The organism is Streptomyces sp. NRRL F-5630 (assembly GCF_000719475.1).
In the GTDB taxonomy this organism is placed as follows: domain Bacteria; phylum Actinomycetota; class Actinomycetes; order Streptomycetales; family Streptomycetaceae; genus Streptomyces.
The window spans coordinates 1-24,028 of sequence record NZ_JOGO01000006.1 but is presented as its reverse complement, the minus strand read 5'-3'; the positions used below and the strand labels follow the sequence as shown (position 1 = coordinate 24,028).

Sequence of the window (24,028 nt, the reverse complement as noted above, 5' to 3'; positions counted from 1 at the left end):
CCCCGTATCGCGACGTGCCACGCACGCAGCGGCACCGAAGCGCTCCGGAACGGGCGTGACCCAGTCCCGTGACACGCACTTCTGGTGACACGGCTGAGTCAGTCGTCTTCACCACCGTATTCCTCCGCCTCTTTGGCGGTCCATCGCCCCGGCGCATCCCCTTCACAGAGGACCACAGCCGGACAGCACAACCGGTCGCCGAGCCAGACAGGCCGACGTCCGCTCCAGGGAAGGACCCTTCGTGAGCGACACCACCGATCTGATGGGCGTGAGTGCCGACAGCGCGGCCGAGGCTGCGCCCACCACGGACGCCGCCCCCTCCACAGGGACCCGGCGCCGCCGCGGCACAGGGCTTGAGGGCATGGTGCTGGCCGAACTCCAGCAGGTCGCCTCAGGGCTCAAGATCAAGGGCACCGCGCGGATGCGCAAGAGCCAGCTGATCGACGCCATCAAGGAGGCGCAGTCCGGCACGGGCGCGCCCGCGGCGGAGCCGGGCGCCGAGACCAAGCCGAAGCGCCGCACCACCTCCAAGGCGCGCACCGGCGAGGAGGCCCCGAAGGAGGCCGCCCCTCCCGCCACGGAGCAGGCGCAGCCCTCCGAGGCCGGACAGCAGCAGATCGACATCCCCGGCCAGCCCGCCAGCGAGGTCCCGGGCGGCGAGCAGCGCCGCAGGCGCCGCGCCACGGCCGAGGCCGGCAGCCCCGAGGCCGCCACCGAGCAGCCGCAGGCCGCCGAGCAGCCGCAGCGCGAGAACCGCGACGACCGCGGGAACCGCGAGAACCGTGACAACCGCGCCAAGCAGGACCGCCAGGACGGCGGCCAGCAGGGCGGGCAGCACGGTCAGCACGACGGCGACAACGCCGAGGGCCGCTCGGGCCGCGACCGCGACCGCCGCAGGGGCCGCGACCGCGACGGCCGCGACAACAACCGCGACGGCCGCGACCGCGACAACAACCGCCGCGGCAACAAGGGCGACGACCAGCAGGGCGGCGGCGGCAACCAGAACCGCCAGAAGCAGCACGACAACCGGCCGCAGGACGACTTCGACGACGACGGCGGACGCCGTGGCCGCCGGGGCCGCTACCGCGACCGCCGGGGCCGTCGCGGGCGCGACGAGATCAACGAGCCGCAGGTCAACGAGGACGACGTCCTGATCCCCGTCGCGGGCATCCTCGACATCCTCGACAACTACGCGTTCATCCGGACCTCCGGCTACCTGCCCGGCCCGAACGACGTGTACGTCTCGCTCGCCCAGGTCCGCAAGAACGGCCTGCGCAAGGGCGACCACGTCACCGGCGCGGTGCGCCAGCCCAAGGACGGCGAGCGGCGCGAGAAGTTCAACGCGCTCGTGCGCCTCGACTCGGTCAACGGCATGGCGCCGGAGACCGGGCGAGGCCGCCCCGAGTTCCAGAAGCTCACCCCGCTCTACCCGCAGGACCGGCTCCGCCTGGAGACCGACCCCGGGGTGCTGACCACGCGGATCATCGACCTCGTCGCCCCGATCGGCAAGGGCCAGCGCGGGCTGATCGTGGCCCCGCCGAAGACCGGCAAGACCATGATCATGCAGGCGGTCGCCAACGCGATCACCACGAACAACCCCGAGTGCCACCTCATGGTCGTCCTCGTCGACGAGCGGCCCGAAGAGGTCACCGACATGCAGCGCTCGGTGAAGGGCGAGGTCATCTCCTCGACCTTCGACCGGCCCGCCGAGGACCACACCACGGTCGCCGAGCTGGCGATCGAGCGGGCGAAGCGGCTCGTCGAGCTGGGCCACGACGTCGTCGTGCTCCTCGACTCGATCACCCGCCTCGGCCGTGCCTACAACCTGGCGGCCCCGGCCTCCGGGCGCATCCTCTCCGGTGGTGTCGACTCCACTGCGCTCTACCCGCCCAAGCGCTTCTTCGGCGCCGCGCGCAACATCGAGGACGGCGGCTCGCTCACCATCCTCGCCACCGCGCTCGTCGAGACCGGCTCGCGCATGGACGACGTGATCTTCGAGGAGTTCAAGGGCACGGGCAACATGGAGCTCGTCCTGGACCGCAAGCTCGCGGACAAGCGGATCTTCCCCGCGGTCAACGTCGACGCCTCCGGCACCCGCAAGGAGGAGATCCTCCTCGCCGGTGACGAGCTGGGCATCGTCTGGAAGCTGCGTCGGGTGCTCCACGCGCTCGACCAGCAGCAGGCGATCGAACTGCTCCTGGACCGGATGAAGAAGACCAAGTCCAACGCGGAGTTCCTGCTCCAGATCCAGAAGACCACGCCCGGCACCGGCAACGGTGGCGAGTGAGGTCCCGAGGACCCGCGGGGACCTGAGCGAAGGCCGGGGGCCGCTTTCCCACGAGGGAGGGCGGCCCCCGGCCTTCGCGCTGCCCGCGCCCGTCGGCCCTGCCCCCGGCCGCGTGTCCTTCGCCACAGCGCGTGAGCGGCCCCGTTCCCGTGCCGGGCCGGAAAACCGCAGGCAGCTCGCGTGTAAGAGGCACGGACCGGTCGAGGCGGGCTCCGTCGTGCGCACAGCCCGTTGTGCGACGCTGGCACGATCCGGGCGCGCCGACGTGAGCCGCCCGGGACGGGGGAGCCACGCGACAGAGCTGAGGAGCGCATGACCGACACCCCCGCAAGCCCCGAGGAGGGGTCCCGCCCCCGCAGGGGCGGCAAGGGGCGCCGCCGCAAGCCGCGCGCCCGCCGCAAGGGCCTCCTGATCGCCGCCTGGGCGGCCGCCGGCGTCGTCGTACTCGGCGGCTCGGGCCTCGGCTACGCGTACTGGCACCTCGACCACAACATCAAGGGCGTCGACATCGACGCGGCGCTCGGCAAGGACCGGCCCGCCGACACCGACAACGGCTCGATGGACATCCTCGTCCTCGGCTCGGACTCGCGCTCGGGCAGCAACGGCGAGTACGGGCGCGACGAGGGCGGCGCGCGCTCGGACACGGCGATGGTCGTGCACGTCTACGAGGGCCACAAGAAGGCGAGCGTCGTCTCGATCCCCCGCGACACCCTCGTGGACCGGCCCGCGTGCACCACGGACGACGGGAAGAGCGTCCCGGCCGCGAGCGAGGCGATGTTCAACAGCGCCTACGCGGCCGGCGGGCCCGCCTGCGCCGTCAAGACCGTCGAGTCGATGTCCGGCATCCGCATGGACCACTACGTCGAGGTCGACTTCACGGGCTTCAAGAAGCTCGTGAACGCGCTCGGCGGCGTCCCGCTCACCACCACGAAGCCCATCCAGGACGCCTCCAGCCACCTCGACCTCACCGCGGGCAAGCACACCCTGGACGGCGAGCAGTCGCTCGGCCTCGTCCGGACCCGGCACGGCGTCGGCGACGGCAGCGACCTCGGCCGCATCCAGCTCCAGCAGGCGTTCGTCAAGGCGCTCATGGAGCGCGTCAAGCACGTCGGCGTGCTCGGCAACCCCGCGAAGGCGTACAAGCTCGCGGGCGCGGCGACGAGCGCTCTCACGACCGACTCGGGGCTCGACTCGGTGAGCGGGCTCGCCAGGTTCGGCACCTCGCTCAAGGGCGTCAAGACCGTCGGGGGAGCACGCGGTTGGCGTTCTGGGGGTCGTAGGCGACGGGCAGCGTCACCATCGTCGTCCCGGAGGCCTTGACCCCCTTGAGGGGGGTGGCGGGGGGGCGGTGGGCGGCCGCGGGCCCTCGCCCCCCCCCGGGCCGCCCGCCGGTACCGGCGGGCGCCCCCCGGACGGGAATACGAGCGCCCCCACCCCGGTTTTGGGGGATGCGGCCAGTGCTGGCAAACTGGTACGTCGGTCCCGGTTCACGTGGCGCCATTCCCGGCTCCGCGACCCGGCACCCTCCAGAACCTAGGAGACACCTTGAAGCGCGACATCCACCCCGAGTACGTCGAGACGCAGGTCAGCTGCACCTGTGGCGCGTCGTTCACGACCCGTAGCACCGTCCCGTCCGGCACCATCCGCGCCGACGTGTGCTCCGAGTGCCACCCGTTCTACACGGGCAAGCAGAAGATCCTCGACACCGGCGGCCGCGTGGCCCGCTTCGAGGCCCGCTTCGGCAAGGCCGCCGCCGGCTCCGCCAAGAAGTAGCGAGCCGAACGCGCCGGTCCTCGGCCGCCCCTCGGGGCGGCCGGGGCCGGCGCTTTTTCGGCGGTGGCGCCCCCCGGCGCCACCGGCCCCCAGCGGTCCCCCCTCGCGGTTCAGCCCGCAGCCCTCCCACGTACGCGATTTGGAGCCCGGAGAATGTTCGAGGCGGTCGAGGAACTCATCGGCGAGCACGCCGAACTGGAGCAGAAACTCGCCGACCCCTCCGTCCACGCCGACCAGGCCAACGCCCGGCGGCTCAGCAAGCGCTACGCCGAGCTGACGCCCATCGTCGGCACCTACCGGGCCTGGCGCGCCACCGGGGACGACATCGCGACGGCCCGCGAACTCGCGGCCGAGGACCCCGAGTTCGCCGCCGAGGTCAAGGAGCTCGACGAGCGCCGCGAGGAGCTGACCGAGAAACTGCGCCTCCTGCTCGTCCCGCGCGACCCGAGCGACGACAAGGACGTCATCCTGGAGATCAAGGCGGGCGCGGGCGGCGACGAGTCCGCTCTCTTCGCCGGGGATCTGCTGCGCATGTACCTGCGGTACGCCGAGCGGGTCGGCTGGAAGACCGAGATCCTCGACGCCACCGAGTCCGAGCTGGGCGGCTACAAGGACGTCCAGGTCGCCGTGAAGACGAAGGGCAACGCCACCGCCGAGCCGGGCCAGGGCGTCTGGGCGCGGATGAAGTACGAGGGCGGCGTGCACCGCGTGCAGCGCGTGCCCTCGACCGAGTCCCAGGGCCGCATCCACACCTCGGCCGCCGGGGTCCTCGTGACCCCCGAGGCCGAGGAGGTCGATGTCGCGATCAACCCCAACGACCTGCGCATCGACGTCTACCGCTCCTCGGGCCCCGGCGGCCAGTCCGTCAACACGACCGACTCGGCCGTGCGCATCACGCACCTGCCCACCGGCGTCGTCGCCTCCTGCCAGAACGAGAAGAGCCAGCTCCAGAACAAGGAGCAGGCCCTGCGCATCCTGCGCTCCCGGCTCCTGGCGGCGGCCCAGGAGGAGGCCGAGCGCGAGGCGGCGGACGCGCGCCGCAGCCAGGTGCGCACCGTGGACCGCTCGGAGAAGATCCGGACGTACAACTTCCCCGAGAACCGCATCTCCGACCACCGCGTCGGCTACAAGGCGTACAACCTCGACCAGGTGCTCGACGGGGACCTCGACGCGGTGATCCAGGCGTGCGTGGACGCGGACTCCGCGGCCAAGCTCGCCGCGGCGTGACCGTGCGCGGGGCCGCTCTCCGGTCCCGTACGACGTCCTACGAGCGTGTGACCGAAGCCGGCCCCCCGCGGGCCGCGGCAGCCGGCGGCGCCGGCGCCACAGGAAGGACAGGCGCGTGAACCTCCTGCTCGCCGAGGTGGCCCAGGCCACCCAGCGGCTCGCCGCCGCCGGTGTGCCCTCTCCCCGCAACGACGCGGAGGAACTCGCCGCGTACGTGCACGACGTCAAGCGCGGGGAACTGCACAGCGTCCCGGACGCCGACTTCGACGCCCGCTACTGGGAGGCGATCGCCCGCCGCGAGGCGCGCGAACCGCTCCAGCACATCACCGGCCGGGCCTACTTCCGCTACCTGGAGCTCCAGGTGGGCCCCGGGGTCTTCGTGCCCAGGCCGGAGACCGAGTCCGTCGTCGGCTGGGCCATAGACGCCGTCCGCGCGATGGACGTCGTCGAACCGCTGGTCGTGGACCTGTGCACGGGCTCGGGGGCCATCGCCCTCGCCCTCGCGCAAGAGGTGCCGCGCTCCACGGTGCACGCCGTCGAGCTGAGCGAGGACGCCCTCGTGTGGACCCGCAGGAACGTCCAGGGCTCCCGCGTCCAGCTGCATCAGGGCGACGCCTTCGCGGCCCTGCCCGAACTCGACGGGCAGGTCGATCTCGTGATCTCCAACCCGCCGTACATCCCGCTCACCGAGTGGGAGTACGTGGCGCCCGAGGCCCGCGACCACGACCCCGAGATGGCGCTTTTCTCCGGCGAGGACGGTCTCGACACGATCCGCCGCATCGAGCGCACCGCGCACCGCCTGCTGCGCCCCGGCGGGGTCGTCGTCGTCGAGCACGCCGACACCCAGGGCGGGCAGGTGCCGTGGCTCTTCACCGAGGAGCGCGGCTGGGCCGACGCGGCCGACCACCCCGACCTCAACAACCGCCCGCGCTTCGCGACGGCCCGCAAGGCCCTGCCGTGAGCCCGGACCCGCGCGACCCCCGCCGGAGCCCGCACGACCCCGCCCAGCGCCCGTGCGGCCCCGTCCAGCCCCCGCACGACCCCGCCAGGACCCCGTACGACCCCCCGCACCTTCCCCGCGAACAGGAGACCCGCTGATGGCACGGCGATACGACTGCGACGACGCGACCGACCGCGCCACCGGCCTGCGCGAGGCCACCGCCGCCGTCCGTCGGGGCGAACTCGTCGTCCTGCCGACCGACACCGTCTACGGCATCGGCGCCGACGCCTTCAGCAGCGAGGCGGTCGGCGACCTGCTCACCGCCAAGGGCCGCGGACGCAACATGCCCTCGCCCGTGCTCATCGGCTCCCCGAACACCCTGCACGGCCTCGTCACGGACTTCTCCGAGACCGCCTGGGACCTCGTCGACGCCTTCTGGCCCGGCGGTCTCACGCTCGTCGCCCGCCACCAGCCCTCGCTCGCCTGGGACCTCGGGGAGACCCGCGGCACCGTCGCGGTCCGTATGCCGCTGCACCCCGTCGCGATCGAACTCCTCACCGAATTCGGCCCGATGGCCGTCTCCTCGGCCAACCTCACCGGGCACCCCGCGCCCGAGACCTGCGACGCCGCCCAGGAGATGCTCGGCGACTCCGTCTCCGTCTACCTCGACGGCGGTCCCACGTCCGGAAACGTTCCTTCCTCCATCGTCGACGTGAGCGGCGAGGTGCCCGTCCTCCTGCGCGCCGGGGTCATCGACGCCGAAGAGCTGCGCAAGGTGGTACCCCATCTCAAGGTGGCCAGTTGACGGCCCCCGGCGAAGGACGGGACATACCCGGGGACCCGCCCGACCCTCCCTTCCGCATCCTCCACGTCAGCACCGGGAACGTGTGCCGCTCGCCGATCACCGAGCGGCTGACCCGTCACGCCCTGGCGGCCCGGCTCGGGACGCGGGCGGGCGCCGAGCTGATCGTGGAGAGCGCGGGCACGTGGGGGCACGAGGGCGCGCCCATGGAGGAGAACGCGGCGGCCGTGCTGAGCGAACTGGGCGCCGACCCGGCGGGCTTCCGCGCCAGGGAGCTGCTCGACGGGCACGTGATCCACGCCGACCTCGTCCTCACCGCGACCAGGGACCACCGGGCCCAGGTGATCTCGATGGGGCACTCGGCGGGTCTGCGGACCTTCACGCTCAAGGAGTTCACCCGTCTCGTGCGGGCGATAGACCCCGCGACGCTGCCGGACACCGCCGACCTCGCGGGCCGTGCGCGCGCGCTCGTACGGGCCGCCGCGGCGCTGCGCGGCTGGCTGCTCGCGCCCACGCCCGAGGCGGACGAGGTGCACGATCCCTACGGGGCGCCGCTGACCTTCTTCGAGGCGATCGGCGGGGAGATCAGCGAGGCCCTCGATCCCGTGATCAACGCCCTGACCGGCGCCGAACTGGCCCGCTGAGGCGGGAAGACGCCCGGGCGGACGGGGGCCGCGCGCCCTCAACCGCCTGCCGTCCGGGGGCGGAGGACGTCCCTCGTGCGACGGATGTGCGGTGCGGGGAGTTTGGGGCGCTCCGTGAGCCCGTGACCCGCTACGGGGGCCTTTCGGGACAACCAGAGGGGCTACCCGGAAGGTCAAGGCGGTATGCGCGCGAAGCTAAGGTGTGCGCTGGAGGATGGCCGCTCGATCTGTGGGGAAGCCCGTGCGTGAATACCTGCTGACGCTCTGCATCACGATGGCGGTGACCTATCTGCTGACCGGACCGGTGCGGAAGTTCGCCATCGTCGCGGGTGCCATGACCGAGATCCGGGCCCGGGACGTGCACCGCGAACCGACACCCCGGCTCGGGGGCATCGCGATGTTCGCGGGGCTGTGCGCGGGGCTGCTCGTCGCCGACCACCTCACGAACCTCAACAGCGTCTTCACGTCCTCGCACGAGCCCAGGGCCCTGCTCTCGGGCGCCGCGATCATCTGGATCGTCGGCGTGCTCGACGACAAGTACGAGATCGACGCCCTCGTGAAGCTCGGCGGTCAGCTCATCGCGGCCGGTGTCATGGTCGTCCAGGGCCTCACCATCCTGTGGCTGCCGATCCCGGGCGAGGGCACGATCCTGCTGAGCGCCTGGCAGGGCAATCTGCTCACGGTCGCGCTCGTCCTCGTCACGGTCAACGCGGTCAACTTCGTGGACGGCCTCGACGGCCTCGCGGCCGGCATGGTCTGCATCGCGGCGGGCGCGTTCTTCCTGTACGCCTACCGCATCTGGTACGGGCACGCCATCGAGGCGGCGGCACCGGCGACGCTCTTCTCGGCGATCCTCATCGGCATGTGCCTCGGCTTCCTGCCGCACAACATGCCTCCCGCCCGGATCTTCATGGGCGACTCGGGCTCGATGCTCATCGGCCTCGTGCTCGCCGCGGGCGGCATCTCGATCACCGGGCAGGTCGAGCCGGACGCCCTCAACCTCTTCACGGGTTCCGAGCGGGCCTCGGTCCACGAGATGGTGCCCTCGTACATCCCGCTCCTGCTGCCCCTGTCGATCATCGCGGTGCCCGCGGTGGACCTCGTGCTCGCGGTGGTGCGGCGGACGTGGCGCGGCCAGTCGCCCTTCGCCGCCGACCGGGGCCACCTCCACCACCGTCTGTTGCAGCTCGGCCACTCCAAGTCCCGGGCCGTGCTGATCATGTACTTCTGGTGCGCGCTCATCTCCTTCGGGACGCTCGCCTACTCGGTGAACTCGGCCTCGATGTGGATCGTGCTCGCGATCATGGCGGGGAGCGCGGTCGGTCTCGTCCTGCTCCTGCTGCCGCGTTTCCAGCCCCGGGTGCCCCAGTGGGCGGAGAAAGCCGTGCCGCCGCGTTACCGGCGGCGCAGGGCGGCGCTGCGGCGGGCCAGGGCGGAGGCAGCGGCGACCGCCGTGGACGCGGCGGCGGAGGGGGACGCCCCGGCGCGTACCGCCCACGGGGCGACGGCACTCGGCGCCTACGAGAAGCGGGACCCGGCGCACTCGGCGGGCTCGCGGCAGTGAGAGCGGGAAAAGGTCACGGGCTCCGCGGGGAGTTCACCTGGACGTGCTGAGCCGTCTCAACCGCTGGCAAAATCCCCTTAATAGCAGACAAGTTGAGGGAGGGTCACGCGCTGCGCGGTGAATTAGCGCTCACGTGTGACAACTAGCACACGTTCGAGGTAAAGACCTCATCAAATAGTTTGTGATAGCGTTCACGAGGCCGGGGGAACGGAGTCGAAGAGCCCTGCTGTGACGGCTCGTTGACCTTTGTCACCCGGAGGTTTCCGCCTCCCGCCCGGTCTACGCTCGTCCCCGACGAGACCCCCTTGTGCAGTACCCCTGTGCTTTGCCCACCCACGTAGCGGAGTTGCCGCCATGCCCTCCCAGGACACCCTCCTCCTCCAGCGGACCGCTGTGCCCACAGCCGCCGCCGGCGCGGTCGCCGCTGTCGTCAGCGCGCTCGTGGCAGGCGGAAAGGGAGCCCTCGGCGCCGTGGTCGCGACCGTCATCGTGCTGCTGTTCATGGGCGGTGGCCTCGCGCTCCTGCAGTGGGTGGGCCGCACGTACCCGCAGATCTTCCAGGGCATGGGGCTCGCGCTCTACACGGGCCAGCTTCTGCTGCTCTTCGTGTTCGTGGCCGTCTTCAAGGACACCGATCTCTTCGACCCCAAGGTCTTCGCCGCCGTCATCGTGGCGGGGACCTTGATCTGGGTCGCGGCACAGGCCCGCGCGCACACGAAGGCGAAGATCCTCTACGTCGACCCGGAGGCCGCCGACAAGGCCGGGAACGGGCCGAAGACGGGGTCCCGCGCATGAGGGGTAGGGGCGGGATAAAGGGTCGCCGACGCGACTGCTATTGTCCGGTTCCAACTGCGGCATCGCGGACGCGGCCATCCGAGCCTCGTCCTGCTGGACCGCGAGGCTCGTCGAGCGAGAGCCGTCCCCACACCCGTAACACCAGTCCCGTGCCGACCAGCGGCTCCGCGCCGCGCCGACACCACGAGGTTGCCGTACCTATGCGCCACGCTGAAGGAGCCCGCGGTGAGTGCTGACCCGACGCAGGTGCTCGCCTTCGAGACCGACTGCCACATCTTCGAGGGATGCGGCTTCCCGGCCCCCGGCCTGCACTCGTTCCTGTTCAAGCCGCTCTGGGGCGACGCGGACAGCAGTCTTTACTTCAACAAGACGATGCTGCTCGCGCTTGTGGGCTCGCTCGTCATCGTCGGCTTCTTCTGGGCCGCCTTCCGCAAGCCGAAGGTCGTCCCCGGCAAGCTCCAGATGGTCGCGGAGGCCGGTTACGACTTCATCCGGCGCGGGGTCGTCTACGAGACCATGGGCAAGAAGGAGGGCGAGAGGTGGGTCCCGCTCGTCGTCTCCCTCTTCTTCTTCGTCTGGATGATGAACCTCTGGTCGATCATCCCGGTCGCCCAGTTCCCGGTCACGGCGATCATCTCCTACCCCGCCATCCTCGCTCTCCTCGTCTATGTGACCTGGATCAGCCTCACCTTCAAGCGGCACGGCTTCGTCGGCTTCTGGAAGAACGTGACCGGCTTCGACAAGTCGCTCGGCCCGGTCGCCTACCTCGCCGCCTTCATCGAGCTGTTCTCGAACCTGCTCGTGCGTCCCTTCACGCACGCGGTCCGACTCTTCGCCAACATGTTCGCGGGCCACACGCTGATCCTGCTCTTCACGATCGCGAGCTGGTACCTGCTGCACGGCATCGGCTTCGCCTACGCCGGCATCTCGTTCATCATGACCATCGTGATGACCGCCTTCGAGCTGTTCATCCAGGCCCTTCAGGCGTACGTCTTCGTTCTCCTGACCTGCACTTTCCTCCAGGGCGCCGTCGCCGAGCACCACTGAGCGACCCCTCGTCCAGCCCCCCTGAACGTCCGGTGGCCAACCCCCACCGGCCCATGAAAGAGAAGGAAGAACCGGCATGTCCGCTCTCCAGACCCTCGCCGCCTCTGGCGTTACCGGTGACCTCAAGGCTCTCGGGTCCATCGGCTACGGCCTCGCGGCCATCGGCCCCGGCGTCGGCGTCGGCATCATCTTCGGCAACGGCACCCAGGCGCTCGCCCGTCAGCCCGAAGCGGCCGGCCTGATCCGCGCCAACCAGATCCTCGGCTTCGCCTTCTGTGAGGCGCTCGCCCTCATCGGTCTGGTCATGCCGTTCGTCTACGGCTCCTGATCACCCCGATCACGTACGCCCACTAGACGGAAGGCACCCAAGTGAGCTCACTGCTGATGCTCGCGGCTGAGGACGCGGAGAACCCCCTCGTCCCGCCGATCCCCGAGCTGGTCATCGGCGCCCTCGCCTTCGTCATCGTCTTCGGCCTCCTCGCCTGGAAGCTCCTCCCGAACATCAACAAGGTTCTGGACGAGCGCCGTGAGGCCATCGAGGGCGGGATGGAGAAGGCCGAGGCCGCTCGTACCGAGGCCGACAGCGTGCTGGAGCAGTACAAGGCCCAGCTCGCCGAGGCCCGCCACGAGGCCGCCCGGCTGCGGTCCGAGGCGCAGGAACAGGGCGCCACGCTCATCGCCGAGATGCGCGCGGAAGGCCAGCGGCAGCGTGAGGAGATCATCGCCGCCGGTCACGCCCAGATCGAGGCGGACCGCAAGGCCGCGGCGACCACCCTGCGCCAGGACGTCGGCCGCCTGGCGACCGAACTGGCCGGCAAGCTGGTCGGCGAGTCCCTCGAGGACCACGCCCGCCAGAGCCGCACGATCGACCGTTTCCTCGACGAACTCGACGCGAAGGCTGAGGCGGCACGATGAACGGAGCGAGCCGCGAGGCGCTGTCGGCCGCGGTCCAGCGTCTCGACGCGCTGACGGACTCGACGTCCGCCGACGCCACGACGCTGGCCGAGGAGCTGACGGCGACCACCACGCTGCTCGACCGCGAGGTGTCCCTGCGTCGGGTCCTCACCGACCCGGCGCAGCCCGCCGAGGCCAAGGCGCAGCTCGCCCAGCGCCTGCTCGGCGGCCAGGTCAGCGGTCCCACCGCCGACCTCGTCGCCGGTCTGGTGCGCTCCCGCTGGTCGCGTTCGCGCGACCTCACGGACGCCCTGGAGGAGCTGGCGAACCTCGCCGAGCTGACCGCCGCGCAGCGGGCCGGCGGCCTGGACGACGTGGAGGACGAGATCTTCCGCTTCGGCCGGATCGTCGTCTCCGACCACGCGCTGCGTGCCGCGCTCACCGACGACTCGGCTCCGGCCGAGGCGCGTGCGGGCCTGGTGCGCAACCTTCTCGCGGGCCGTGCCCACGCGAGCACCGAGCGTCTTCTCGCCCGGCTCGTGGCACACCCCCGAGGACGTAGCCTGGAAAGCGGACTGGAAGCGCTCGCCCGGCTCGCCGCCGAGCGCCGCAACCGGCTCGTGGCCGTGGTCACCTCCGCGGTACCCCTCAGCGTCGCCCAGCGCGACCGCCTCGCGCGGTCCCTGGCGAAGCTGTACGGCAAGGAGCTGCACCTCAACCTCGATGTGGACCCGGAAGTCCTCGGTGGCATCCGCGTCCAGATCGGTGACGAGGTCATCAACGGCTCTCTCGCCGACCGTATCGAAGAGGTCAGCCGCCGGATGGCGGGCTGACCGGCCACGGCGCCCGGCCGGCGCGGCCGGGTCCGCGGACCCGAGTGGTCGCGGAGACCGAGCGGCCCCGGCCCGGACGCCGAGCGGCTTCGGCGCCCGGCGCCGAGCAGCTGTAGACATGCACGATCAAACGGCCCGGTTGGGCCGTCCACAGGATGAAGAAGTTCTGGGGGGTTCCCCCAGGAACCCCCAAAGACTTCGGGCCCAACAAGGAGAGCAGGGAACTCAGATGGCGGAGCTCACGATCCGGCCGGAGGAGATCCGGGACGCACTGGAGAACTTCGTCCAGTCGTACAAGCCGGACGCGGCCTCGCGCGAGGAGGTCGGCACTGTCACCACCGCGGGCGACGGCATCGCCCGCGTCGAGGGGCTGCCCTCGGCGATGGCGAATGAACTTCTGAAGTTCGAGGACGGCACCCTCGGCCTCGCCCTCAACCTCGAGGAGCGCGAGATCGGTGCCATCGTCCTCGGCGAGTTCAGCGGCGTCGAGGAGGGACAGCCGGTCACGCGTACCGGCGAGGTCCTCTCGGTCGGCGTCGGCGACGGCTACCTCGGCCGTGTCGTCGACCCGCTGGGCAACCCGATCGACGGCCTCGGCGAGATCGAGACCAGCGGTCGCCGCGCGCTGGAGCTTCAGGCTCCCACCGTCATGCAGCGCAAGTCGGTCCACGAGCCGATGGAGACGGGCTACAAGGCCGTCGACGCCATGACCCCGATCGGCCGCGGCCAGCGTCAGCTGATCATCGGCGACCGCCAGACCGGCAAGACCGCGCTGGCCGTCGACACGATCATCAACCAGCGGGCCAACTGGGAGTCGGGCGACCCCAAGAAGCAGGTCCGCTGCATCTACGTCGCCATCGGCCAGAAGGGCTCCACCATCGCCTCGGTGCGCAGCTCCCTCGAAGAGGCCGGCGCGCTCGAGTACACGACGATCGTCGCCTCGCCGGCCTCCGACCCGGCCGGCTTCAAGTACCTCGCCCCGTACACCGGCTCGGCCATCGGCCAGCACTGGATGTACGACGGCAAGCACGTCCTGATCATCTTCGACGACCTGTCGAAGCAGGCCGACGCCTACCGCGCCGTCTCCCTCCTGCTGCGCCGCCCGCCGGGGCGCGAGGCGTACCCGGGTGACGTCTTCTACCTGCACTCGCGTCTCCTGGAGCGCTGCGCGAAGCTCTCCGACGACCTGGGCGCCGGTTCGATGACGGGTCTGCCGATCGTCGAGACGAAGGCCAACGACGTCTCGGCGTTCATCCCGACCAACGTCATCTCCATCACCGACGGCCAGTGCTTCCTGGAGTCCGACCTCTTCAACGCCGGTCAGCGTCCCGCGCTGAACGTCGGTATCTCGGTCTCCCGCGTCGGTGGCTCCGCCCAGCACAAGGCGATGCGGCAGGTCTCCGGGCGTCTGCGCCTGGACCTCGCCCAGTACCGCGAGCTGGAGTCCTTCGCGGCCTTCGGTTCCGACCTGGACGCCGCCTCGAAGGCGCAGCTCGCCCGCGGTCAGCGCCTCGTGGAACTGCTCAAGCAGGACCAGTACCAGCCGATGGCCACCGAGGACCAGGTCGTCTCCATCTGGGCCGGTACCAACGGCAAGATGGACGAGGTGCCCGTCCCCGACGTGCGCCGCTTCGAGAAGGAGCTGATCGGCTGGCTGCACCAGACGCGGCAGCCGCTCCTCACCTCCATCAAGGAGGGCGCCAAGATGTCGGACGACACCCTCACGGCGGTCGGCGACGCGGTCGACGAGTTCAAGAAGCAGTTCCAGACCTCGGACGGCAAGCTGCTGGGCGACGACGCCTCCGCGACCGCCGCCAAGTGACGACCGAAGGGACCTGACTCATGGGAGCCCAGCTCCGGGTCTACAAGCGGCGTATCCGGTCCGTCTCGGCGACCAAGAAGATCACCAAGGCGATGGAGATGATCGCCGCCTCGCGCATCGTCAAGGCGCAGCGCAAGGTGGCGGCGTCGACCCCGTACGCGACCGAGCTGACCCGCGCGGTCACGGCGGTCGCGACCGGCTCGAACACGCAGCACCCGCTGACCACCGAGGCCGAGAAGCCCGTCCGCAGCGCTGTCCTGGTACTCGCCAGCGACCGCGGTCTGGCCGGTGCCTTCAACGCCAACGCGCTCAAGCAGGCGGAGCGGCTGACCGCGAAGCTGGAGGCCGCGGGCCGCACGGTCGACATCTATGTCGTCGGCCGGCGCGGCATCGCGCACTACAACTTCCGTGAGCGTGCCCTCGCGGGTTCGTGGACCGGCTTCACGGATGAGCCGACCTACGCCGACGCCAAGACGGTGGCAGCGCCGCTGATCGAGGCCATCGAGAAGGACACGGCCGAGGGCGGCGTGGACGAACTCCACCTGGTCTACACCGAGTTCATCTCGATGATGACGCAGACCGCGCGGGACGACCGGCTCCTGCCGCTCAGTCTCGACGAGGTCAAGAAGGAAGCGGCGCCGGAGGGCGAGATTCGCCCGCTCTTCGACTTCGAGCCCTCGGCGGAGGACGTCCTCGACGCCCTGCTGCCGCGGTACGTCGAGAGCAGGATCTACAACGCGCTGCTCCAGTCCGCCGCCTCCAAGCACGCTGCCACGCGGCGCGCGATGAAGTCGGCCACGGACAACGCCGGAGAGCTGATCAACACGCTGTCCCGGCTCGCCAACCAGGCCCGCCAGGCCGAAATCACCCAGGAAATCAGCGAGATCGTCGGTGGCTCCAGTGCCCTGGCCGACGCGAACGCGGGGAGTGAAAAGTAATGACGACCAGTGTGGAGACGGCCGTCGCGACGGGCCGCGTCGCCCGGGTGATCGGCCCGGTCGTCGACGTGGAGTTCCCCGTCGACGCGATGCCGGACATTTACAACGCGCTGCACGTGGACATCGACGACCCGGCCGAGGAGGGCACGCGCAAGACGCTGACCCTCGAGGTCGCCCAGCACCTGGGTGACGGCCTGGTCCGCGCGATCTCCATGCAGCCCACCGACGGCCTGGTCCGCCAGGCCCCGGTGACCGACACCGGCGAGGGCATCAAGGTCCCGGTCGGCGAGTTCACCAAGGGCAAGGTGTTCAACACCCTCGGCGAGGTGCTGAACAAGCCGGAGGAGAACGCGAACATCGGCGAGCGCTGGGCGATCCACCGCACCGCGCCGAAGTTCGACGAGCTCGAGTCGAAGACCGAGATGTTCGAGACCGGCATCAAGGTCATCGACCTGCTGACCCCGTACGTCAAGGGCGGCAAGATCGGTCTGTTCGGTGGTGCCGGTGTCGGCAAGACGGTGCTCATCCAGGAGATGATCTACCGCGTCGCCAACAACCACGACGGTGTCTCGGTGTTCGCTGGTGTCGGTGAGCGCACCCGTGAGGGCAACGACCTCATCGACGAGATGAGCGACTCGGGCGTCATCGACAAGACCGCGCTGGTCTTCGGCCAGATGGACGAGCCCCCGGGGACCCGTCTGCGCGTCGCGCTCGCCGGCCTGACCATGGCCGAGTACTTCCGCGACGTCCAGAAGCAGGACGTGCTGTTCTTCATCGACAACATCTTCCGCTTCACGCAGGCCGGTTCCGAGGTCTCCACGCTGCTCGGCCGCATGCCCTCCGCGGTGGGCTACCAGCCGAACCTGGCCGACGAGATGGGTCTCCTCCAGGAGCGCATCACCTCGACCCGTGGTCACTCCATCACCTCGATGCAGGCGATCTACGTGCCCGCCGACGACCTCACGGACCCGGCCCCGGCGACCACCTTCGCGCACCTCGACGCGACGACGGTGCTCTCCCGCCCGATCTCCGAGAAGGGCATCTACCCGGCCGTGGACCCGCTGGACTCCACGTCCCGCATCCTGGACCCGCGGTACATCGCGAAGGACCACTACGACACCGCCATGCGGGTCAAGAACATCCTTCAGAAGTACAAGGACCTCCAGGACATCATCGCCATCCTCGGTATGGACGAGCTGGGCGAGGAGGACAAGCTGGTCGTCTCGCGCGCCCGTCGTGTCGAGCGCTTCCTGTCCCAGAACACCCACGTCGCCAAGCAGTTCACCGGCGTGGACGGCTCGGACGTGCCGCTGGACGAGTCGATCGCGGCCTTCAACGCGATCTGCGACGGCGAGTTCGACCACTTCCCGGAGCAGGCGTTCTTCCTCTGCGGTGGCATCGAGGACCTGAAGGCCAACGCCAAGGAGCTGGGCGTCTCCTGACCCCGCCGCTCCACCGCCGTCCGGCCGGGCACCGTCCCGGCCGGCGGCACCCGGGGCGCGTGTGCCCCGGCCCGGGGTTCGCGCCCCTGGGGCCGTACCCGCCCCGTAGAATCTTTTCCCACACCCGGCCGGCGCGCCGGGTGGTGACCCGAGGAGCACCTCTTGGCTGCTGAACTGCATGTCGAGCTGGTGGCCGCGGACCGCAGTGTCTGGTCCGGCGAGGCCACCCTCGTCGTCGCCCGCACCACCTCCGGCGACATCGGCGTCATGCCCGGTCACCAGCCGATCCTTGGTGTGCTGGAGTCGGGCCCGGTGACGATCCGTACCACCGAGGGCGGCACCGTCGTCGTCGCGGTGCACGGCGGCTTCCTGTCCTTCGCGGACAACAAGCTGTCGCTGCTCGCGGAGATCGCGGAGCTGTCCGAGGAGATCGACGTCCAGCGTGCCGAGCGCGCGCTGGAGCGTGCCAAGTCGGACGCGGACGCCTCCGCCGAGCGCCGGGCCGAGGTCCGGCTGCGGGCGGCGGCGTCGCACTGACCGCACGCGCGATAACGTAGTACCTCAGCCGCGGCCCGGCCTGGATCCGTCCAGACCGGGCCGCGGCTGAAACCATAGGGTGAGCCCTTTTCCCGGGGGCCCGCACAACCGTCATCGAAGAGGCGAGGAGGTCGGTACTGGTGTTCCTCACTCTCCTGGTGTGCGGGCTGGTCGTGGTCCTGGTGGCGGCGGGACTGTTCGTCTTCGGGCTGCGCCGACGGCTCATCCAGCGCTCGGGCGGCACCTTCGACTGCTCGCTGCGGTGGAACGCGCCCGCGCGCGGCGACGCGAACGGCAAGGGCTGGATCTACGGGGTCGCCCGCTACAACGGCGACCGCGTCGCCTGGTTCCGCGTCTTCTCCTACTCGCCGCGCCCGCGCCGGCTCCTGGAGCGCTCCGAGATCGAGGTGACCGACCGCCGCCTGCCGGAGGGCGAGGAGGAACTCGCGCTCCTGTCGGACGCGGTGGTGCTCGGCTGTCTCCACCGGGGCACGCGGCTCGAACTCGCGATGAGCGAGGACGCGCTGACCGGCTTCCTCGCGTGGCTGGAGGCGGCCCCTCCGGGACAGCGCGTGAACGTGGCGTAGCAGCGGGGGGCGAGCGCTGGTCAACCTCGCGTGGGGCGGGGGCACTTCGGGCGTACGAGCGAGAGCTGGCCTGTGCGGGGAGCGTGCTGTGGCCCGCGGGGCGGTGCCGTGGCGCGTGGGGCATGGCCTGTGGTGCGGCGTGGTGTGCCGTGTTCCGTGGTGGCCGGGGAGGCGGGCCGCCGTCCGACCGGGAGGCCGGGCCCGCCGCGACCGCGCCACGCGTGGAGCCGGGCCGCCGGGAGATCGGCCCCCGACGCCTGGTCGCGTGACCCTGACCCGGTGCACCTGGTCCCGCGACCCCGGCGCCGTGAACCCGGCCGCACGACGCGTCCCTCCGACCGCGCCGCACGACGCGAGAAGCCGGGGAGGCGGGGGGCGTTCCCGTCTCCCCGGCTTCGTTCGCGGGGGGTGGCTCAGTGGTGCGTGCGGATCACTTCAGGCCGTCGTTGATCGCCGTGACGAGTTCGCCGTTGCTGGTGTCGCCGCTGAACTCCCAGAAGAAGGCGCCGCCGAGGTTCTGGCTCTTGGCCCACGCCATCTTGCTCTTGATCGTCGCCGGGGTGTCGTAGCTCCACCACTGGGTGCCGCAGTGGGCGTACGCGGTGCCCGCGACCGTGCCGGTGGCCGGGCAGCTCGTCTTGAGCACCTTGTAGTCCTCGATGCCCTGCTCGTACTTGCCGGGGGCGGGCCCGCTCGCGGTGCCGCCGGGGGCGTCCTGCGTGACGCCGGTCCAGCCGCGCCCGTAGAAGCCGATGCCGAGCAGGAGCTTCGCGGCCGGGACGCCCTGCGCCTTGAGCTTGGCGATCGCGTCGGCCGAGGTGAAGCCGGCCTTCGGGATGCCGCTGTACGAGGTGAGCGGGGAGTGCGGGGCGGTCGGGCCCTGCGCGTCCCAGGCGCCGAAGAAGTCGTACGTCATGACGTTGTACCAGTCGAAGGACTGCGAGGCGCCCGCGTAGTCGGCGGCGTCGATCTTGCCGCCCGCGCTGCCGTCCGCCGTGATCGCGGCGGTGACGAGGTAGTCCTTGCCGAAGGTCGTGCGGAGCGCGGAGGCGAGGTTCTTGAGCGCGGCCGGGCCGCTCGTGTCACAGGTGAGGCCGCAGGCGTTCGGGTACTCCCAGTCGATGTCAATGCCGTCGAAGACGTCGGCCCAGCGCGGGTCCTCGACGAGCGCCTTGCAGGACTGGGCGAAGGCCGTCGGGTTCTTCGCCGCGTCGGTGAAGCCGCCGGACCAGGTCCAGCCGCCGAAGGACCACAGGACCTTCAGGCCGGGGTGCTTGGCCTTGAGCTTGCGGAGCTGGTTGAAGTTGCCGCGCAGCGGCTGGTCCCAGGTGTCGGCCACGCCGTCCACGGACTGGTCGGCGGTGTACGCCTTGTCGGTGGCCGCGTAGGAGTCGCCCATGACGCACTTGCCGCCGGTGACGTTGCCGAACGAGTAGTTGATGTGCGTGATCTTCCCGGCGGAGCCCGAGGTCTCCAGGTTCTTCACGTGGTAGTTGCGGTCGTAGACGCCCCACTCGGTGAAGTACCCGAGCTTGACCTTGCCGCCGCCGGTGCCCGGGTTGCCCGGGTCAGTGCCGCCGCCACCCGTCGTGCGGACCTTGACGGCGCCCGAGACGGGGCCCGTCTGGTCGGCGGTGTCACGCGCCTGGACGGTGTAGGAGTAGTCCGTACCGGCCTTGAGGGAGGAGTCGGTGTACGAGGTCGTCGTCACCGTCGCGACCTTGGCGCCGTCGCGCAGCACGTCGTAGTTCTTGACGCCCTTGTCGTCGCTCGCGGCGCTCCAGCTCAGCTTGGCGGAGGTGTCCGTGATCGCCGAGGCGGTCGGCGTGCCCGGCGCGGTGGGCGGGGTGTCGCCGGGGGTCGTCGTGCCGTCGCAGGAACCGCCGTTGAGCTTGCAGCCGGCGGGGGAGCCGGAGCCCGTGCCGTTGAAGCCGAAGGAGACGGAGGCGCCGGGGGCGAGGCTGCCCGCCCAGCTCTTGTTCTTCGCGGTCCAGTGGTCGCCCGAGTTGGTGACGTCCGCGTCCCAGGCCGAAGTGACCTTGGTGCCGGAGGGGAAGTCCCACTCCAGGGTCCAGCCGCTCAGGCTCGTGGTGCCGGTGTTCTTCACCGTCCACTTGCCCTCGAAGCCGCTGCCCCAGTCCTGGGTACGGGTGTAGCTCGCGGTGGCGCCTTCGGCGGCCTGCGCGGGGGACGCGCCGAGACCGACGAGGGCGGTCAGGGGGAGGATCAGGGTCGTGAGTCCGGCGAGGACTCTGTTGCGCAGACGGCCCGGTCTGCGGGGAGTTCCTGAACTCAAGGTGTACTCCAGGAGTTGAGCACCGACGGTGGGGGTGGAACCCTGCGACGCCCGTGAACACGCCGTCCTCGGGGGAGGGGTGACATGCTCACCGCAGATGGGGGGAGCGTAGAAAGGTCTGGACCAGCGGTCAAGAGGTCTGGACCAAAAGTAGCCGGGGGCGCACGGGTGAGCGGCCCCGCGACGGGCGTACGGTGGGCCGTCCCGCCTGAAGGCTCAAGTCCCTGGCCAGGGCAGATGCTTGAAGGCGGTCGCGTGGCCCGGGCTTCGCGAGCAGTTGGCTTACGTCGGGTGTCACCGTGCCCTCGGCGACGCCGGTCCGCTCCGCGATCTCCGCGTTCCCGCTCCCTTCCCCGAGGCGGCTCAGCGCCTCCCGCTCGCGGGACGTGAGCGCGTCGCGAGGCTCACGGGCACCGGTCGCTCCCGCCCCGTACCGCCGCGCGCGCGTTCCGCGAGCAGCCGAGGCGTCACGGTGGGGCCCACGACACCGCCCCGGCGGCCACGGTCCTTGCGGTCGCGACGAGTTCACCGGTCCCGGCGGTCGGGCCGGGTACGGTCGCCTGGCCACCCGGCGCGACCGTGGTCCGTGACCGTGACCTCGGGCGCCGGACTCCGCAGCGACCGAACGAAGGACCGGACATGCCCTCGAACGACGCCCGCACCTCTGTCCTCGCGCTCCTCGGCGAACGCGGCCGGGGCGGCGTGCTGACCCTGAAGAAGGACGGCCGCCCCCAGGTCTCCACCGTCGACTTCGCCCACGACCCCGCCACGGGCCGCGTCCGCTTCTCCACCACCCACGACCGCGCCAAGGTCCGCAACCTGCGCCGCGATCCCCGTATCAGCCTGTACGTCACGAGCGCGGACGGCGGCGCCTACGGCGTCTACGAGGGGACCGCGACGCTCACCCCCGTCGCCGCCGCCCCGGACGACGCGACCGTGGAGGAACTCGTCGACCTGTACCGCGCCGTCGGCGGCGAGCACCCCGACTGGGACGAGTACCGCCGGGTCATGGTCGAGGACGGCCGCCTGGTCGTCTCCTTCACGATCGACCACGCCTACGGCTGGGGCGGCGTCTGAGCGCGAGCCGGATGCCACGAGGCGGGACTCCGGCGGGGGCTCGGCGCGGGCGGGCGCGCCGGGCCCCTCCTGTCTCCCGCCTCAGGGGACTAGCGCTCCCCGCCCGGCACCCACAGCACGTCCCCGCGTTCCGTGTTCGCCGTCCGGGCCAGGATGAAGAGCAGGTCGGAGAGGCGGTTGAGGTACGTCGCCGTGAGCGGGTTCATCGTCTCGCCGAACGTCTCCAGGGCCGCCCACGTCGAGCGCTCCGCGCGCCGTACCACCGTGCACGCCTGGTGCAGCAGCGCCGCGCCCGGCGTGCCACCCGGAAGGATGAAGCTGTCGAGCTTGGGGAGCGGTGCGAGGAAGCGGTCGCAGTCCGCTTCGAGACGGTCCACGTACGCCTGCTCGACGCGCAGCGGCGGGTGCGCGGGGTTCTCGACGACGGGCGTGCACAGGTCGGCGCCCACGTCGAAGAGGTCGTTCTGCACCCGCGTCAGGACCGCGGCGATCTCCGCGTCGAGCCGCCCGAGCGCGAGCGCCGTGCCGAGCGCGGCGTTCGCCTCGTTCGCGTCCGCGTAGGCGGCGATGCGGGGATCGGTCTTGGCGGTACGGGACATGTCGCCGAGCGCCGTCGTGCCCTTGTCGCCGGTGCGGGTGTAGATACGGGTCAGATGGACCATGCGGCCAGCCTAACGGGAGCGCCGCGCACGACCTGGTTCGGGCGATTGTGTGATGTACGTCCCGGGGGACGTGACGCGCATCTCTTCGTCACCACCGGGCGCCGCAACGGCGTTAACCTCCGCCCGGGGACGGTGACTGAACCGGCGTCACCGGCGGGCGGCACGAGCGGCGCCCGCCGCCGTCACGGCGGCACGACCGCGGGGCGGCCCCGCAGGGGTCCGCGTTGCCCGGCCACGCGCCGGAACAATACGGGCCGTCAACACAGCCGAATCGACACAAAGAGGTGCGGAAGTGGCAAAGAAGCTCGTCGTCGTCGGGGCGGGGCTCATGGGGTCCGGCATCGCGCAGGTCGCCGCGCAGGCCGGCTGGGAGGTGGCGCTGCGGGACGTCACCGACGCGGCACTGACCCGGGGCACGGACGCCATCAAGGCCTCGTACGACAAGTTCGTCTCCAAGGGCAAGCTCGCCGCCGACGACGCGGAGGCCGCTCTCGCGCGGATCACCACGACCACGGACCTCGACGTCGCCGCCGAGGCCGGGATCGTCGTCGAGGCGGTCTTCGAGAAGCTCGACGTCAAGCACGAGATCTTCCGCGCCCTCGACGGCCTCGTGAAGGACGACGCCGTCCTCGCGTCGAACACCTCCGCCATCCCGATCACCAAGATCGCCGCCGTCACCTCGCGCCCCGAGCGCGTCGTGGGCACGCACTTCTTCTCGCCGGTGCCGATGATGGCGCTCTGCGAGCTGGTGCGCGGGTACAAGACGAGCGACGAAACCCTCGCCCGCGCAAGGGAGTTCGCCGAGTCCGTCGGCAAGACCTGCATCGTCGTCAACCGCGACGTCGCCGGTTTCGTGACCACCCGGCTCATCACCGCGCTCGTCGTCGAGGCGGCCAAGCTGGAGGAGTCCGGCGTCGCGAGCGCCGAGGACATCGACCTCGCCTGCAAGCTCGGCTTCGGCCACGCGATGGGGCCGCTCGCCACCGCCGACCTCACGGGCGTCGACATTCTGCTGCACGCCGCCGACAACATCTACACGGAGTCGCAGGACGAGAAGTTCGCGGCTCCCGAGCAGATGCGCCGGATGGTGGACGCCGGTGACATCGGCCGCAAGAGCGGGCAGGGCTTCTACACGCACTGATCTTCGCGGGGGTCCTCCCGGGGCCTTCGTAAGGGCCTTCGGGCGACGGGGAGTGGCGGCGTTCCTCGTGGACGCCGCCTCACCCTTCGGGGTGAATTCGGTATCGGTTCGCTCACAGGCGGCAACTTCTGTTCCGGGACGACAGTCAGTTGCTGTGACATACAGGGACACGCGTTGGCTGACATGGACACATCGGGGAGTGGGTTATGCACATCAGGGGCGACCACAGCGAGCTGGTCGTCGGGGGCCGCCTCGATGTCCGCAGCGCGGCGGACGCCCGTTCGATCCTGCACTCCGCGGTGGACGACGGGGTGGGGGATCTCGTGCTCGACCTCTCCGAGCTGGACTCCTGGGATGCGACGGGGCTCGGGGTGATCATGGGAGCGCACCGCAGGGCGGGGCGGTGCGGGCGGCGGCTCGTGCTGCGGGCGGTGCCGGCGCAGATGCAGAGGCTGTTGGTGGCGACGCGGTTGCACCGGATTCTGGCCATCGAGGCGGTTGCGCCGTAGCGGATGCCGGGGGTGGGGGCGGGGGCGTTGGTGCGGGCTCGCCGGGGGTGCCGTCACGGGGCTTCGCCCCGGGCCCCGGTTTCGGGGCTCCGCCCCGGGCCCCGCTCCTCAAGCGCCGGAGGGGCTTGTTTTTTGGTGCGGGCCGGATTTTCGGTGCGAGGCGTGCTTCTTCGGTGCGGGACGGAATTCTTCGGTGCGGGGGGAATTGTGG

At 70.9% G+C, this 24,028-nt stretch carries 23 protein-coding genes and 1 pseudogene; 21 read left to right on the top strand and 3 right to left on the bottom strand.

Features of this window, described 5'->3' with window-relative positions:
• The first annotated feature begins 241 nt into the window (after window positions 1-241).
• The 18 genes and pseudogenes from rho to IF99_RS0104295 all read left to right on the top strand — a co-directional run bounded on the left by rho (window position 242) and on the right by IF99_RS0104295 (window position 18,132).
• The gene (gene rho / locus IF99_RS0104380; protein WP_030994985.1) at window positions 242-2,287 is read left to right on the top strand and encodes a transcription termination factor Rho; all 2,046 of its coding nucleotides are present in this window, start codon (window positions 242-244) and stop codon (window positions 2,285-2,287) included.
• Between the two features lie 312 nt (window positions 2,288-2,599).
• Window positions 2,600-3,529: pseudogene (locus IF99_RS0104375) on the top strand (LCP family protein); the annotation flags it as partial.
• Window positions 3,530-3,832: 303 nt separating this feature from the next.
• The gene (rpmE, locus tag IF99_RS0104370; RefSeq protein WP_030994982.1) at window positions 3,833-4,060 is read left to right on the top strand and encodes a 50S ribosomal protein L31; all 228 of its coding nucleotides are present in this window, start codon (window positions 3,833-3,835) and stop codon (window positions 4,058-4,060) included.
• Between the two features lie 153 nt (window positions 4,061-4,213).
• Window positions 4,214-5,287, top strand: a complete 1,074-nt coding sequence (gene prfA, locus IF99_RS0104365; RefSeq protein ID WP_030994981.1) for a peptide chain release factor 1 — start codon at window positions 4,214-4,216, stop codon at window positions 5,285-5,287.
• 115 nt (window positions 5,288-5,402) lie between these two features.
• Entirely contained in the window at window positions 5,403-6,248 is an 846-nt protein-coding gene (gene prmC / locus IF99_RS0104360) for a peptide chain release factor N(5)-glutamine methyltransferase (protein WP_030994980.1), read from the top strand.
• 136 nt (window positions 6,249-6,384) lie between these two features.
• A complete protein-coding gene (locus IF99_RS0104355) occupies window positions 6,385-7,032 on the top strand; it encodes an L-threonylcarbamoyladenylate synthase (RefSeq protein WP_030994979.1) in 648 nt (215 codons plus the stop codon).
• Complete coding sequence (locus tag IF99_RS0104350) at window positions 7,029-7,673, top strand: low molecular weight phosphatase family protein (protein ID WP_030994978.1); 645 nt, start codon at window positions 7,029-7,031, stop codon at window positions 7,671-7,673. The genes IF99_RS0104355 and IF99_RS0104350 overlap by 4 nt, the downstream gene beginning before the upstream one ends.
• Before the next feature lie 214 nt (window positions 7,674-7,887).
• Window positions 7,888-9,237, top strand: a complete 1,350-nt coding sequence (locus IF99_RS0104345) for an MraY family glycosyltransferase (protein WP_030994977.1) — start codon at window positions 7,888-7,890, stop codon at window positions 9,235-9,237.
• A 354-nt stretch (window positions 9,238-9,591) separates the two neighbouring features.
• Window positions 9,592-10,032, top strand: a complete 441-nt coding sequence (locus IF99_RS0104340; RefSeq protein ID WP_030994976.1) for a hypothetical protein — start codon at window positions 9,592-9,594, stop codon at window positions 10,030-10,032.
• Window positions 10,033-10,257: 225 nt separating this feature from the next.
• Entirely contained in the window at window positions 10,258-11,079 is an 822-nt protein-coding gene (atpB, locus tag IF99_RS0104335) for a F0F1 ATP synthase subunit A (protein ID WP_030994975.1), read from the top strand.
• Window positions 11,080-11,155: 76 nt separating this feature from the next.
• A complete protein-coding gene (locus IF99_RS0104330) occupies window positions 11,156-11,407 on the top strand; it encodes an ATP synthase subunit C (protein WP_030994974.1) in 252 nt (83 codons plus the stop codon).
• 41 nt (window positions 11,408-11,448) lie between these two features.
• The gene (locus IF99_RS0104325; protein WP_030994973.1) at window positions 11,449-11,994 is read left to right on the top strand and encodes a F0F1 ATP synthase subunit B; all 546 of its coding nucleotides are present in this window, start codon (window positions 11,449-11,451) and stop codon (window positions 11,992-11,994) included.
• Window positions 11,991-12,806: a F0F1 ATP synthase subunit delta gene (locus tag IF99_RS0104320; RefSeq protein WP_030994972.1), complete on the top strand. Its 816-nt coding sequence runs from the start codon at window positions 11,991-11,993 to the stop codon at window positions 12,804-12,806. Before IF99_RS0104325 ends, IF99_RS0104320 begins: the two co-directional genes overlap by 4 nt.
• Window positions 12,807-13,035: 229 nt before the next feature.
• The gene (atpA, locus tag IF99_RS0104315) at window positions 13,036-14,628 is read left to right on the top strand and encodes a F0F1 ATP synthase subunit alpha (RefSeq protein WP_030994971.1); all 1,593 of its coding nucleotides are present in this window, start codon (window positions 13,036-13,038) and stop codon (window positions 14,626-14,628) included.
• 20 nt (window positions 14,629-14,648) lie between these two features.
• Entirely contained in the window at window positions 14,649-15,566 is a 918-nt protein-coding gene (locus IF99_RS0104310; RefSeq protein ID WP_030994970.1) for a F0F1 ATP synthase subunit gamma, read from the top strand.
• Complete coding sequence (gene atpD, locus IF99_RS0104305) at window positions 15,566-17,008, top strand: F0F1 ATP synthase subunit beta (RefSeq protein WP_030994968.1); 1,443 nt, start codon at window positions 15,566-15,568, stop codon at window positions 17,006-17,008. Before IF99_RS0104310 ends, atpD begins: the two co-directional genes overlap by 1 nt.
• 162 nt (window positions 17,009-17,170) lie before the next feature.
• Window positions 17,171-17,545: a F0F1 ATP synthase subunit epsilon gene (locus IF99_RS0104300; RefSeq protein ID WP_030994967.1), complete on the top strand. Its 375-nt coding sequence runs from the start codon at window positions 17,171-17,173 to the stop codon at window positions 17,543-17,545.
• 140 nt (window positions 17,546-17,685) lie between these two features.
• Window positions 17,686-18,132 carry a DUF2550 domain-containing protein gene (locus IF99_RS0104295; protein WP_030994966.1) on the top strand — a complete coding sequence of 149 codons (447 nt, stop codon included), beginning with the start codon at window positions 17,686-17,688 and terminating at the stop codon, window positions 18,130-18,132.
• Between the two features lie 430 nt (window positions 18,133-18,562).
• Here IF99_RS0104295 and IF99_RS0104290 read toward each other — a convergent pair whose 3' ends face one another.
• Together IF99_RS0104290 and IF99_RS32015 are read right to left on the bottom strand one after the other, a co-directional pair.
• A complete protein-coding gene (locus IF99_RS0104290; protein ID WP_030994965.1) occupies window positions 18,563-20,428 on the bottom strand; it encodes a glycoside hydrolase family 18 chitinase in 1,866 nt (621 codons plus the stop codon).
• A 130-nt stretch (window positions 20,429-20,558) separates the two neighbouring features.
• The gene (locus tag IF99_RS32015) at window positions 20,559-20,957 is read right to left on the bottom strand and encodes a response regulator transcription factor (RefSeq protein WP_234340584.1); all 399 of its coding nucleotides are present in this window, start codon (window positions 20,955-20,957) and stop codon (window positions 20,559-20,561) included.
• Window positions 20,958-21,067: 110 nt separating this feature from the next.
• Between IF99_RS32015 and IF99_RS0104285 the strand changes: the two genes are divergently transcribed.
• Window positions 21,068-21,505, top strand: coding sequence for a PPOX class F420-dependent oxidoreductase (locus IF99_RS0104285; RefSeq protein WP_030994964.1), 438 nt, complete (start codon window positions 21,068-21,070; stop codon window positions 21,503-21,505).
• Between the two features lie 89 nt (window positions 21,506-21,594).
• Here IF99_RS0104285 and IF99_RS0104280 read toward each other — a convergent pair whose 3' ends face one another.
• Window positions 21,595-22,167, bottom strand: coding sequence for a cob(I)yrinic acid a,c-diamide adenosyltransferase (locus tag IF99_RS0104280; RefSeq protein ID WP_030994963.1), 573 nt, complete (start codon window positions 22,165-22,167; stop codon window positions 21,595-21,597).
• A gap of 292 nt (window positions 22,168-22,459) precedes the next feature.
• On the opposite strand from IF99_RS0104280, the gene IF99_RS0104275 reads away from it, so the two are divergent.
• Both IF99_RS0104275 and IF99_RS0104270 read left to right on the top strand, forming a co-directional pair.
• Window positions 22,460-23,308 (top strand): 3-hydroxyacyl-CoA dehydrogenase family protein, encoded by an 849-nt coding sequence (locus tag IF99_RS0104275; protein ID WP_030994962.1) that lies wholly within the window; start codon window positions 22,460-22,462, stop codon window positions 23,306-23,308.
• Between the two features lie 206 nt (window positions 23,309-23,514).
• Entirely contained in the window at window positions 23,515-23,817 is a 303-nt protein-coding gene (locus IF99_RS0104270; protein ID WP_007821973.1) for an STAS domain-containing protein, read from the top strand.
• The last annotated feature ends 211 nt before the right edge of the window (window positions 23,818-24,028 follow it).